Annotated in this window: 12 protein-coding genes; 6 read left to right on the top strand and 6 right to left on the bottom strand. The window is 68.4% G+C overall.

All coding sequences use genetic code 11. The annotated features are described in order from the left end of the window. Window positions 1–43: 43 nt before the first annotated feature. Both E0H45_RS27965 and E0H45_RS27960 read right to left on the bottom strand, forming a co-directional pair. Window positions 44–928 carry a sigma-70 family RNA polymerase sigma factor gene (locus tag E0H45_RS27965; protein ID WP_131342761.1) on the bottom strand — a complete coding sequence of 295 codons (885 nt, stop codon included), beginning with the start codon at window positions 926–928 and terminating at the stop codon, window positions 44–46. A 106-nt stretch (window positions 929–1,034) separates the two neighbouring features. Beyond that, window positions 1,035–2,525: an amidohydrolase family protein gene (locus E0H45_RS27960; protein ID WP_165546612.1), complete on the bottom strand. Its 1,491-nt coding sequence runs from the start codon at window positions 2,523–2,525 to the stop codon at window positions 1,035–1,037. 101 nt (window positions 2,526–2,626) lie between these two features. Between E0H45_RS27960 and E0H45_RS27955 the strand changes: the two genes are divergently transcribed. The 3 genes from E0H45_RS27955 to E0H45_RS27945 are packed head-to-tail and all read left to right on the top strand — an operon-like array spanning window position 2,627 to window position 5,433. Further along, the gene (locus tag E0H45_RS27955) at window positions 2,627–3,403 is read left to right on the top strand and encodes a uracil-DNA glycosylase family protein (protein ID WP_131342757.1); all 777 of its coding nucleotides are present in this window, start codon (window positions 2,627–2,629) and stop codon (window positions 3,401–3,403) included. A gap of 31 nt (window positions 3,404–3,434) precedes the next feature. After that, window positions 3,435–4,304, top strand: coding sequence for an exodeoxyribonuclease III (locus E0H45_RS27950; protein ID WP_131342755.1), 870 nt, complete (start codon window positions 3,435–3,437; stop codon window positions 4,302–4,304). 1 nt (window position 4,305) lies between these two features. Beyond that, window positions 4,306–5,433, top strand: coding sequence for a hypothetical protein (locus E0H45_RS27945; protein WP_131342753.1), 1,128 nt, complete (start codon window positions 4,306–4,308; stop codon window positions 5,431–5,433). On the opposite strand, the gene E0H45_RS27940 is transcribed toward E0H45_RS27945, so the two are convergent. Next, complete coding sequence (locus E0H45_RS27940; RefSeq protein WP_131342751.1) at window positions 5,426–5,926, bottom strand: mycothiol transferase; 501 nt, start codon at window positions 5,924–5,926, stop codon at window positions 5,426–5,428. The genes E0H45_RS27945 and E0H45_RS27940 overlap by 8 nt on opposite strands. A gap of 50 nt (window positions 5,927–5,976) precedes the next feature. Here E0H45_RS27940 and E0H45_RS27935 point away from each other — a divergent pair, with 50 nt between their 5' ends. Beyond that, window positions 5,977–7,002: an aldo/keto reductase gene (locus tag E0H45_RS27935; protein ID WP_131342749.1), complete on the top strand. Its 1,026-nt coding sequence runs from the start codon at window positions 5,977–5,979 to the stop codon at window positions 7,000–7,002. On the opposite strand, the gene E0H45_RS27930 is transcribed toward E0H45_RS27935, so the two are convergent. After that, entirely contained in the window at window positions 6,999–7,586 is a 588-nt protein-coding gene (locus tag E0H45_RS27930) for a hypothetical protein (RefSeq protein ID WP_131342747.1), read from the bottom strand. The two genes, E0H45_RS27935 and E0H45_RS27930, sit on opposite strands and share 4 nt — an antisense overlap. A gap of 24 nt (window positions 7,587–7,610) precedes the next feature. Here E0H45_RS27930 and E0H45_RS27925 point away from each other — a divergent pair, with 24 nt between their 5' ends. After that, a complete protein-coding gene (locus E0H45_RS27925; RefSeq protein ID WP_131342745.1) occupies window positions 7,611–8,336 on the top strand; it encodes a DUF5995 family protein in 726 nt (241 codons plus the stop codon). Here the strand turns inward: E0H45_RS27925 and E0H45_RS27920 are convergent. Next, complete coding sequence (locus tag E0H45_RS27920; protein ID WP_131342743.1) at window positions 8,333–9,037, bottom strand: M50 family metallopeptidase; 705 nt, start codon at window positions 9,035–9,037, stop codon at window positions 8,333–8,335. The two genes, E0H45_RS27925 and E0H45_RS27920, sit on opposite strands and share 4 nt — an antisense overlap. A 28-nt stretch (window positions 9,038–9,065) precedes the next feature. Further along, complete coding sequence (locus E0H45_RS27915) at window positions 9,066–10,244, bottom strand: hypothetical protein (protein ID WP_131342741.1); 1,179 nt, start codon at window positions 10,242–10,244, stop codon at window positions 9,066–9,068. A gap of 132 nt (window positions 10,245–10,376) precedes the next feature. Between E0H45_RS27915 and E0H45_RS27910 the strand changes: the two genes are divergently transcribed. Next, window positions 10,377–12,425 carry a S41 family peptidase gene (locus E0H45_RS27910; RefSeq protein ID WP_131342739.1) on the top strand — a complete coding sequence of 683 codons (2,049 nt, stop codon included), beginning with the start codon at window positions 10,377–10,379 and terminating at the stop codon, window positions 12,423–12,425. The last annotated feature ends 28 nt before the right edge of the window (window positions 12,426–12,453 follow it).

Genomic DNA, 12,453 nt, shown 5'->3' with positions numbered 1-12,453 from the left:
CGATCAGCGCACTCAACCAGGGGCTGTTGAGCAAGCCGGCTGGTCAGGCGACGTAGTCGCGGAGTTGGGGCAGTGCCCGGCGCCGAAGCTGCCGCAGGGCTTCTCGCTCCAGCGCGCGGACCTTCGCCGAGTTCAGACCTAGTTGCATCGCGATCTCCTCAGGAGTGGACGGGATATGGCCGTGCAGCCCGTACCGCCGGTGGAGCACGGACTGGTGCAGGTCGTCGAGAAACTGGAGGTGATGGGCAAGGTCCCGGCGCAGTGCGGCCCGCAGGACGATCGGGTCGTCGTCGATCACCGGGTCGGTTTCCTCGACATCGAGCGTCTCGGGTTGCATCCGCCATGCCTGCGCCCGCTCGATCCGCGCGATGCTCAGGCCGGTCGCCCGCGCGAGCTCCGGCGTACCGGGTTCGCGTCCCAGCTCCTGGGTCAGGTCGTGGCGCGCCGACGCCACCCGGGACGCGTCGGCGTACGCCTGGGCCGGCATCCGGACCAGGCGGGAACGGTCCGAGATCGCGCGCCCGATCGACTGCCGGATCCACCAGATCGCGTACGTCGAGAACCGGTGCCCGAGCCGGTGGTCGAATCGCTCGACCGCCCGCATCAGCCCGATGTTGCCCTCCTGGATCAGGTCGAGCAGCGAGATGCCCTTCCCGCCGTACCGCCGGGCGAGGGACACGACCAGGCGCAGGTTGCCCTCGATCATCCGCTGCCACGAGTGCTGCCCGAGCGCGACCACCTTCTGTAGGTCGCGCGGATCGTGCCGCCCCGGATCGCCGGTCAACCGCTCTGCCGCCAGCAGGCCGGCCTCGATCCAGTACGAGTGCTCGTTCACCTCCTCCAAGGTCAGTAGTTCGTGCTGCCCGATGTCGCGCAGATACGCCACCAGCGCGGTGATGTCCGCCGGTTCGCAGTCGAGATCTCCCATTCCGGACCCTTCGCCGCCGATCTCCTTGCCAAAGAGAGTGCCTCGAATCGACCCCCACAGGACCGGTGACTTCAAGTATGTGGATAACTACAGAAGGTGAGTAGGGTCAACCGGCGTACGCGCGGAGGCCGCTGAGGAGACCGTTGTGGAATGGGTTCGCGTCGACTGTGTCGAACCAGGCCGTGCCGGTGGTCAGTGGTTCCAGCGGTGGGATGGTGACGGGCTCGGGGGACGGGGTGGCGGGTCCGCCGCGGAGGATCTCGTCGTCGACCTCGGGCGCGGGCATGTCGGGTAGCAGCACGAACGAGTCGGCGAGACCGTTCCCGGCCACACCGTCCCCGATGAGTGCAGCGAAGGTGACGGCGGCGCGGGCGGACGCCCCGGCCGGGTCGCTGCGGATCCTTTCCAGGTCCGCGACGACGGTCTTCCAGGTGACGGCCGGGTCGCCGTAGTCGATCGCGCGCGACAGCCGGCCGACCTTGATCGGCGTCGCCGCGGGCGCGAGCGGTGTCATGAGCGACCGGAGGCCGTACCGGGCCCGGCCGCCCACGACGACCAGTCGGATGTCGGACTCGGTCGCCTCGATCACACTGCGATAGGTGCCCGCGGCAGAACGCCGGACGACGACCAGGTCCGCGAGCGCGCCGGGCTCGAGCCGGCCGACCGGACGCGGCCAGACCCCGGACAACGCCTCACCGGGATTCGACGTCAGCATCCGGACCAGTTCTTCGTCGGTGAAGACCGATTGCGTCTTGTTCCACAGATCGGCAACCTTCAACTCCCACAGGACAGTTCGCGTCCCCGACGGACCCCAGTCGGACCCCAGGCACAACCGCACGCCGGCCGCATGGGCGGCTTTCACATCGGCCGTTGCCCCGTACAACCAAAGGTTCGAGAACGGCGACCAGACCAGACTCGAATTCCCCACCTTCATCGCCGCGAAATCATCGGCATTCAACGCCCCGCCATGAATCGCGACCAGCTGCGGTTTCACCACACCGACATCGGCGAGCAGCCGGAACTCGGCCCGCAGTTTCGGATCCGACCCCTCCGCCGAATGCGCGATGAATCCACGCCCGGCCTGCACAGCGGCGGCGTACGGCGCCAGCGCGGCCGCGTTGTCGGCCACGAGGGTGCTGACCCGGATGAAATCGTCGTGCGTCCCGAGTTTCTCCGAGTCGACGTTCCGGATCAGGTCGTTGTCCGGCGGTACGGCGCCGCGCGGGTTCCCCTGGATCGACGTCGTACCGCCGACGATCGCCCGCGTCTCGACGTACCGCAACAGCGCTCGTCCCGCGGTGGCGCCGAGCAGGCGGGCCGGCTGGCTGATCTGGCTGCTGTACGTCGGCGCGCGGCCCCACTGATTGTGCGAGGTCCACGGAACGGCCCGTGAAGGCTCCGTCCACAAGGGCAGGCTGTTGTACATCAAATGATTGTGCAGATCGATCAGACCCGGGCAGATCAACCCGCCCGCGGTGATCCGCGGCGCATTCCCGAATCCTGCCGGGACCGGGTCCAACGGCGTGACCGCCGCAATCAACCCGTCGTCGCCGACGTAGACCGCGCCGCCGGAGAGAACGTCCCCTCCCGATCGCATCGTCATCACGGTTCCACGCAGTACAAACATGGCCCACCCTCCCGTAGAATCCCCGTTGCCGCCCCTGATTACGAGCGTATCGCCGAGGGGGAGGTACTTCGATGGGTGATTTCGATCCCGGCCCGCCGGCTCCGGTGGCGCGGCACTTCGCGAAAGTTCCCAGTTATGCGGATTTCCGGGAATTGTTCTGGCACGACTGGGGCCCGGTCTTCTATCGGGGACGGCTCAATCGCACGGCCCGGCTGCTGGCGATCGCGTCCGACCCGGGCCCGACCGAACGCGTCGCGGGTCGCACGCTGGTCGGTGATGCCGGTCAGCGCGTGCAGGGCTTCCTGGGCAAGCTCGGTCTGACCCGCAGCTACGCACTGATCAACGCGTACGCCTACGCGCTCCGACCGTCTCGCGCACAGCAAGCGGCACCGCTGCTCTCCCGGCCTGACCAGCTCGCCTGGCGCAACACGTTGCTCGACCTGATCACCGGCCCCGAGTTGCAGGCGATCGTCGCGTTCGGCACCCAGGCGCGCTCGGCCGTTCACCTGTGGACCGACAGGCCCGACGTACCGCTGTTCGAGGTGCCGCATCCGTCGAGTCGCAGCCCGAAGGTGCTCGTCGACAGCTGGCGGCACGCGATCGTCGAGCTGCGGGCGATCGTCACGCCGGATCCGGACGGCGACAACACGGTTCCCAACTACGGCGTGAAGTTCGCCGAGTCCGACTACGCGCCGATCCCGCCGCGGGACCTGCCGTTCGGCGTACCGCCGTGGCTGGGGAACGACGCTTGGGGACGCAAGGACAAACCCCGGCACAACAACAGCGTCGAACGTCCGGGCACCGACCTCCTGAACACTCTCGTCTGGCGGGCGCCGAAGCTCGGCTGAAATGGTCCGTGGCTGGCGCTACCTTGGTCGGATGCGAGTCGCCACGTGGAATGTGAACTCGGTCAAGCAGCGGATGCCGCGGTTGCTGGACTGGCTGGACGAGCGGCAGCCGGACGTCGTGTGCCTGCAGGAGACGAAGCTTGCCGACGACGCGTTCAGCAAGCTGCTCGGTGACGAGCTGACCGGCCGCGGCTACGAGATCGGCCTGTACGGCGAACCGCAGTGGAACGGGGTCGCCCTGCTGTCCAAGGTCGGGCTCGAGGACGTGGTGACCGGAGTCGCCGGCGCGCCCGGGTTCCCGAATCCCGAGGCCCGCGCGGTGGCGGCGACCTGTGGCGGTGTCCGGATCCACTCGCTGTACGTGCCGAACGGTCGCGTGCCCGACTCCGACCACTACCACTACAAACTCGCCTGGTTGGCGGCGCTGACCGAAGTCGTGGCGAGCGGACCGGTCGATCAGATCGTCTGTGGTGACATGAACATCGCCCCGACCGACGCCGACGTCTTCGACCCGGTGGCGTACGTCGGCCAGACGCATGTGACCCCGCCCGAGCGGCAGGCGCTCGCGGAACTGATGGCCGCGAAGGACCTGCACGACGTCGTCCGCGACCGCTGGCCGGACAACCGCATCTTCAGCTACTGGGACTATCGCGCCGGCATGTTCCACCAGGACCTCGGCATGCGGATCGACCTGATGCTCGCCACCGAACCGGTCGCCGAGCGGGTCAAGGCCGCGTGGATCGACCGCAAGGCCCGCAAGGGCACCGGCCCGAGCGACCACGCCCCGGTGATCATCGACCTCGACACCGCGCCGGACGGCGACATCGGTCCGGTCGTGCCACCGCCGTCCGCGCCGCGGACCGGCCGGAAGAGGACCACCAAGCTTCCGCAGAGCCGCTGACATGCGGCGCCTCGCTGCGATCGCGATCCTGGTGCTCGCGACCCTCACCGCCTGCAGTGACGACAAAGCTGACGACAAGCCGCAAACCCTCGACGACTGGACCATGGTCGACGTCAGCCCGGCCGAGCCGGTCACCTTGACCGCCTACGACAACCAGCTGTTGGTAGGCCTGCGACACCGTGGTGCCAAGGTCGTCCCGGAGCTCCAACTCCTCGACAACACAGGCAAGCGCACACCGATCACGGTGAGACCCAACCCGGCCAGCCCGTACGCCTTCGAGGCGATCTGGTACTCGATCGCGTACGACGGCAAGCAGCTCCTCGCGCTCGGCGGAGCCTCCGGCGGCGCGCACTCGAACACCCGCTGGACGGTCTGGACCGGCACCCCGCAAACCGGCCTCGTCGAGCAGCCACAGAACTTCTGGACCTTCGGCGGCCAGACCGCGGGCGATCTGTTCAGCGCGGTCCGCACCCCGAGCGGTGGCGCGCTGCTCGGCACCTGGGGCGGCGTCCAGACCGGCAACGACGCAATGGTCTGGCTGCCGCAGAGCGACGGCAAATGGACCAGGCAGGACCCGACGAAGACCGCACTGCAAAGTACGCCGTCCCTCCTGGTCGGGCCCGGCTTCGGTACGACGCTCGGCAACAGCATCGTCCTCGTCGGCTCGCAGGTCCGGCTCGCGCCCAACACCGTCGCGCAGGAGGCGGCCGTCTGGCGGTCCACCAAACTCAACCAGGGCTGGACCCGGATCGTGCTGCCAGACCCGGGTAGCCGCAGCCAGGCCAACACCGCGACCTGCGCGAAGGACTGCGTGATCTCCGGGTACGTCGACGGTCAGCTAGCGATCTGGCAGCTCGACGCCTCCGGGACGGCGAAGCGACTGCAGGGCGTGCCGTCGATCCCGGTGGGGGACAAGGACAAGCTGCCGCCGCCGATCGTCGAGGGTGACAAGGTCGTCCAGGTTGTGGCCCAGGACAACAAGGTGAAGGTGCTCACCGGTCAGGACGGCCACTGGACCGTCCAGGACGCAGTAGGACCGGAGGGCAAGGTGACCGACGCCGTACTGATGCCGGATCGCAAGCTCTACCTGATCGCCGGCACCTCGCTCTGGCACACCACTCTCAGCTGAGCAGACCCTTCACGTACGCCGCCTGGCCCGAGTGCTGCGCACAGTCGTCGATGACGCTGACCAACCGCACTCCGAGCGTGACCGGCGGGTTCCATCGACGGTCGACGATCCGGTCGAGGTCGTCGTCGGTCACGGTGCGCAGGAACTCCGCGGTCCGCGCGTGTACGGCGTCGTAGTACCCGAGCAGCTGATCCGCGGAGAGCTTCACGAGCCCGACCTGGTCGGACGTGTGCGCATACCCGGTGTCGGCCGCGTCGAGCGGCAGCCCGAGCTGCTCGAACCACCCGTCGGCGGTGTAGACCTGCTCGTATCCACCCGCGTCCGCCAGGTGATCGTCCTGGACCCGGGTCAGGTGCCAGACGAGCCAAGCGATCGAGTTCGCCGTGTCGCCCGGGCGGGTCGCGAGCGTCTTGTCGTCGAGCCCGGTGACGATGTCGTGCAGCACCTCCTGGACCCGGCTGTGCGCATCGAGGAGCAGTTCACTTGTCTTCATACCCGCCACCGTAGTCTTCGCTTCAGACAGTTCGATGAGAGGGAGCCACCGTGGAATATCGCACTCTCGGCGCGAGTGGCGCCGTTGTTTCGACGTACGCGCTCGGCACGATGACGTTCGGCAACGAGACCGACGAGGCCGGGTCGCACGCGCAGCTCGACCGGTACGTCGAGGCGGGCGGCAACTTCGTCGACACCGCGGACGTCTACACGGCCGGGGTGTCCGAGGAGATCGTCGGCCGCTGGCTGGCGAAGAAGCGCGCCGACGTCGTGCTCGCGACGAAGGGCCGGTTTCCGACCGGTGACGGGCCGAACGACGTCGGTACGTCGCGCCGGCACCTCCGCAAGGCGCTGGAGGCGTCATTGCAGAGACTCGGCGTGGACCACATCGACCTCTACCAGTTGCACGCCTGGGACCCGGTCACGCCGCTCGAGGAGACGCTCAGCTTCCTCGAGGACGCCGTACGCGCCGGCAAGATCTCGTACGGCGGCCTGTCGAACTTCACCGGCTGGCAGCTGCAGAAGGCGTGTGACCTGATCGCGTACCGCGGGTGGTCGCGGCTCGTCACGCTGCAGCCGCAGTACAACCTGCTGGTGCGCGAGATCGAGTGGGAGATCGTCCCGGCCGCGCAGGAGAACGGGCTGGGCCTGCTGCCGTGGTCGCCGCTTGGTGGCGGCTGGCTGACCGGGAAGTACTCGTTCGACGAGGAGCCGGCCGGTGCGACACGGCTCGGTGAGAACCCGGACCGCGGCGTCGAGTCCTGGTACCGCCGCAGTCGCAACCAGCGGGTCCGCGACGTGGTCGACGCGGTCCGCGAGATTGCCGAGGCCCGCGGGATCTCGATGGCGCAGGTTGCGCTCGCGTGGCTGGTCGACCGGCCTGCGATCACGTCGGTGATCCTCGGCGCTCGCACCCTCGAACAGCTCGACGACAACCTCGCCGCGGCCGACCTGCACCTCACCCCGGAGGAGACCGCCAAGCTCGACGAGGCCAGCGACCCGGGTGCAGCGGACTACCCGTACGGCGGCCCCGGCGTCGCACAACGCGACCGCCCGATCAGCGGAGGACGTGCCTAGTTCTCAACAGCAGCCCGGAGAGCGGCGTACGACGCAACCAACGCACGCCGCTCCTCCGCAAGCAGCGGGTCGTCCCGATCACACCCCGCCCGAACCCACCGGTCCGAAAGGCCCATCGCCTCGACCCGCTTCCGCGCTGCCTGCCGTAAGGCGTCCCGCTCGGCGTCGTACACGTACGAGTAGAGGTCGACGAGCGCTGTCTCCAGCTGTTCCTCGGTCACGTCCTCCGAGTCCTGATGCGCTCGATGAACGTGCCACCACGAGACTTCCAGGTGGGCGGCGCGGGCCGGGTCGAAGGTCAGTTTTCTGGAGAGTGCGACGAGCTCGTAGAAGCGGCGCATGTAGGCGCGGGCCGCGTCGGGTTGGTTGTCGGGGTATGGCGCCCAGGCCTGGTTGGCGCGTAGTACATACCAGGCGCCTGCGAGCGTTCGACCTACGGACATCCCGAACCCGGCGGCGACCATGCCGACCGCGGCGACGAGGAACGCGCGCCACTCGTGGCGGTAGTACGCGGCCCAGGCGTCTGCTTCGCGGTTGCCGATGACGACTGGGTCGAAGGACAGTGGTCCTGTTCGAATGCGCATGATCCCTCCCCCTGAGGAGATCCGATGGCTGATGGTAGTCCGATCGAGGACGTTGTTGCGGGGATGCGGCTGCGGGTTGACGAGCTGCCGCCGGAGCTTACGCATCGGCGGTTCTTTCTGGAGACGTATCTGCGCACCACACAGGCCGTGGGGCGGGCGATCGGCCAGGGCCGGTTCGAGGATCCGGACTGGGTCGAGGTCTGGGACGTGCAGTTCGCGGAGCTCTACCTGCAGGCGCACGACGGGACGTCGGTGGCGCGTCCGTGGCGGCTGGCGTTCGAGGCACCGGCGAAGCTGCCGGCGTTGGCGCACGTACTGCTCGGCATCAACGCACACGTGAACTACGACCTGCCGCAGGCGCTGCTCGCGGTGATCAGCGACGACGAGTTCCTCGATCCGCGGCTGATGGATCGCCGCCGGCGCGATCACGAACGAATCGACGGTGTGCTGGCGGAACGGGTCGCGGCAGAGGACGGCGAGCTCGCCGCGACCGGTGCGCGCAGCCTGATCGATCGCGTCCTCACACCACTCAACCGGCTGGCGTCGCGACGCTTCCTGCGCGAGTCCCGGCAGAAGGTCTGGCACAACACGGTCGAGCTGCAGCAGGCGCGCGTACAAGGCGACTACGAGAAGCGGCTAGCTGAACTAGAGGTGCTGAGCGCGGCGAAGGTGGCTGATCTGCTCAGGCCAGGACAGGTGTTGCTGCGACTCGCACTGACCGGCTTCGGCGTCACGCTGCCGCCGCCCTAGCTCGGGAGTACGCCGGACCAGAGCACGCCGAGCGCAAGGCAAGCAAGCGTGACCAGCCCGAACACACCGACCCACATCAACGCCGGCACGCCGGTGAGGCGCCGGAGCTGATCCGCGTCGGAGCTGCGCCCCTGACCGTGCCGCCGCGAGCGCTGCAGCTCCAGCACGGCACGGGGCGCGGCCAGCAGCAGGAACCACGTGAGCAGGTGCGCGAAGGTGGACTGCACCGAGGGAGAACCCCACCAAGTCACGCTGAACACCAGGGCGCCGAACACCAGCACCGACCACAGCCCGAACAGGTTGCGGATCTGGAGCAGCAGAATCACCAGTGCCGCCAGCAGTCCCCACAGCAGCGCAACGGCGTACCCGCGGCTGAGGACGAACGCGGCAGCCAGGCCGAAGAGCGCGGGACCGGGGTAGCCGGCCAGCAGTACGGCGATCATTCCGCCGCCGGTCGGCTTGCCGCGCGACACCGTGACGCCGGACGTGTCCGAGTGCAGCCGGATCCCGGACAGCTTGCGGCCGACCAGCGCGGCGATCAGTCCGTGCGCTCCCTCGTGCGCGATCGTCACGACCTGCCGCGTGTGCTTCCAGATCGGTCGCCAGGCGATCAGCAGCAGCGCGGCCACGCCCGTACCGATGATCAATTGGAGCGACGGCTCCGGCTGAACCGACGTGATGTTGTCCCAGAACTCCTTCACCCGCCCATCCTTACAGGCGAGTGGTCAACTACGAGGGGAAGGGGATGTGGACGGTGACCCGTTCGCGGAGTTGCTCGCTGAGCAGCCACAGTTCACCGGTCGCGGGCCAGTACGACAGGTTCTCGGTGTTCTTCGGCGCCTTGGTCCAGACCGTTGTCGACTCGCCGCCGACGCCCCGATGCAGGCAACTCGGGTAGTCGATCCCGTCACCGATGTTCCCGGCGTACTCCGGACACACGCCGGTGATCACGAAGCTGTTGTTGTACGACGTCGCGCCCTGCATACCCCACACCGGCGAGTCGAACGCTTCCACCGCATGCACGACCCCGTCAGCCCCCGCACGGAGCAGACCGGTCGACTCGTCGAGAGGCCAGCGGACGATCCGCCCGCCGCCCCGCGTCGTGTGCTCTACCGCCACGAACGATCCCGTCCCGCCGTGGTCGATCCCGAGCGATGCGAAGCACGGCTTGGTCCCGGTCGTGTTCGCGCAGCCGCCACCGGCGTACCAGTAGGCACCGACCTGCGGCAGCGCGAAGGCGTGCCACAACGCGTGATACTTGCCATCGGCACCTAGTCCGACCTCGCCGGTGCTGGTGTCGGTGCGCCAGATGTGCCGCAGGTCGAACACCCGCAGGACCGATCCGCCGGTCGCGACCACCAGCATGTTCCCGGACCAGAACAACCCGTGCCCGTGCCCGGCGACGGCCTGGAAGTTCCCGTCCGCCGTTGGCTCGACGAGCAGCACGTGCCGGTACTTGTTCGTCGCCAGGTCCAGGAACGACACCCGGATCGCCGTGTCGTCGCTGTTGTGCCAGCTCGCCACCACGACCCGGCGCGCCCCGCCGGCCGGCTGCGCGTCTCCGGACCCGCTGACGCCTTGCGGGATCCAGACGTTCTCGTCGTCGTCCTCGCCGTCCTGCCAGCAGAACCCCTGCGGATTCAGTGAGGCGTTGAGGTACGTCTCATGGCACAGCGGCCGCCCGGTCCGGTTGGACGCGGCGAGCACCTCGGTGACGCCGACCGGCGCGAGCGGCGGCTTGGTCTCCAGCTGCGCGACGCGGGCGCCGTACGTCGCGAACGTGTCACCCGACACGAGCTGGAAGCCGCTCGCGTCGATGCGTGGGAAGGTTGCCGCCGCCTGCGCGGGCGTCGGGACGAGCACGCCGATCAGGAGGGCGGCCGTCAGGAACAAACGGCTGATCCGCATGCTTTCGATAATGATTGACGAGGCGCTGAGATGTCCTGGTGGAACGGCGTGGCGGGCCGTTGACATCGCCTGGTGAGCGGACCACGGTGGAGGGATCGCGGCCCGGGGAGGGGCCTCCGTATTGGGGGGACGATGTCTCAACCACGCACGACCAAACGCCCAGCCAGCAAGACCACAGCCAACAAGACCACAGCCAAGAAGACCGCAGCCAAGAAGACGGCAGCGAAGAGGACGGCGGCCAGCAAGACGACCGCGCGTCGGCCCGCAGTGCGGGAAACGATCGGCACGGACGCAGCGGCTGCCGTCCCGTTGTCGGACTTCCTCGACGCGGCCGGCACGCTGACGCTCGACCAGCGGAAACTCCTGGTGGATCAGGCGCTTCTGCTCCTCAATGAGAACTACGTGCACCTGCCGTTGAAGGTCGCGATGCACGCCGTCAACCCGTTGCAGCGGCTGCGGGTGATGCGCGCGCGGATGGAGCGTTTGACGCCGGAGACGATGGAGGAGGAGTGGCTGTTCCATCGCGCGATGTCGAACATCTTCCACTCGGTCCGCGACCTGCACACCAACTACCTGCTGCCGGTGCCGTTCGCCGGGAAGATCGCGTTCCTGCCGTTCATGATCGAGAAGTGCTACGACGCGGACGGTTCTGGGCACTACTTGATCACCCGCACCGTCACCGGCTACCAGGCTCCGCAGTTCGGCCCCGGCGCGGAGGTGACGCACTGGAACGGTACGCCGATCGCCCGCGCGGTCGCGCTCAACGGCGCCGTCTTCGCCGGGAGCAACGACGCCGCCAACCTGGCCCGCGGCCTGGAGTCGCTGACGCTGCGCCCGCTGGTCATCCAGGCCCCGCCCGACGAGGACTGGGTGAGGCTGACGTACGTCGGCCTCGACGGCTCGGACCAGGAACTGCGCGAGCAGTGGAAGGTCACCACGAACCTGCCGCCGATGACGGACCTCGACGCGATCAGCGAGGCCTCAGCGTTGATGGGGCTCGATCTCGACTCCGACGAGAAGTCGCGCGCCAAGAAGGCGTTGTACGTCCGCGACGTCGTCGAACTGGAACGCGGCCAGAGCTCGGCCGAGCTGGCTGCTCCGGCCGCGGTCGCCGGTGCGGATCTGCCGACCACGATGCCCGGGGTGTTCCGGGCCCGTGAGGTCGTGACGCCGTCCGGGACTTTCGGGCAGCTGCGGATCTTCACGTTCAGTGTGCAGGACCCGGTCGCGTTCCGGGACGAGTTCGTCCGGCTGGCCGCGATGCTGCCGCAGAACGGCCTGATCGTGGACGTCCGGGACAACGGCGGCGGGCACATCTACGCGAGCGAGTTCACCCTGCAGACGATGACGCCGCGGCGGGTCGCGCCGGAGCCGGTGCAGTTCATCAGTTCGCCGCTCAACCTGCGGATCTGCCGGCGGCACCAGGACAACCCGGCAGGGATCGATCTCGGTCCGTGGTTCGACTCGCTGGACCTGGCGATCGAGACCGGGGCGCAGTACTCGGCGGCGAAACCGATCACGCCCGAGGACGGTGCGAACGACATCGGCCAGACGTACCACGGACCCGTGGTCCTGATCACCGACGCCCGGGTCTACTCGGCGACGGACATCTTCGCGGCCGGGTTCGCCGACCACGAGATCGGCACCATCCTCGGCGTCGACGACAACACCGGCGCGGGCGGCGCGAACGTCTGGACGCACGGTCTGCTCGCGGCCCTGCTGAACGAACCGCCGCCACCCGACGAGACCTCGCCGTACGTCGCGCTGCCGAACGGCGCGAACCTGCGGGTCGCGATCCGGCGTACCCTGCGGGTCGGCAAGCTCGCCGGTACGCCGGTCGAGGACCTCGGCGTCAAACCGCAGGAGACCCACCGGATGACCAGAGCCGACCTGCTCGAGGGCAACGTCGACCTGCTGAACAAGGCCGGTGCGCTGCTCTCCGCGCTCCCGGTCCGCCGGCTCGACCTGAAGACCTCGTTGAGCGGTACCACGCTCACCGTCGCGATAGATGCCCAGGGCATCGATCGGGTCGACCTCTACGTCGACGGCCGCCCGATCAGCTCCGAGGACTACACCGCCCCGCTGAACATCGACATCCTGGACGTCACACCGAGCCAACTCCTCCGCGCGGACGGCTACGACGCGGGCGAGCTCGTCGCATCCAGGCGGCAGGTGGTTTAGGCGGGCGCCCACCACTGACCAACCTCGC

Source organism: Kribbella soli, assembly GCF_004331345.1.
In the GTDB taxonomy this organism is placed as follows: Bacteria; Actinomycetota; Actinomycetes; order Propionibacteriales; family Kribbellaceae; genus Kribbella; species Kribbella soli.
The sequence above is the reverse complement of the archived record's forward strand: the minus strand, read 5'-3'. Positions and strand labels throughout refer to the sequence as shown.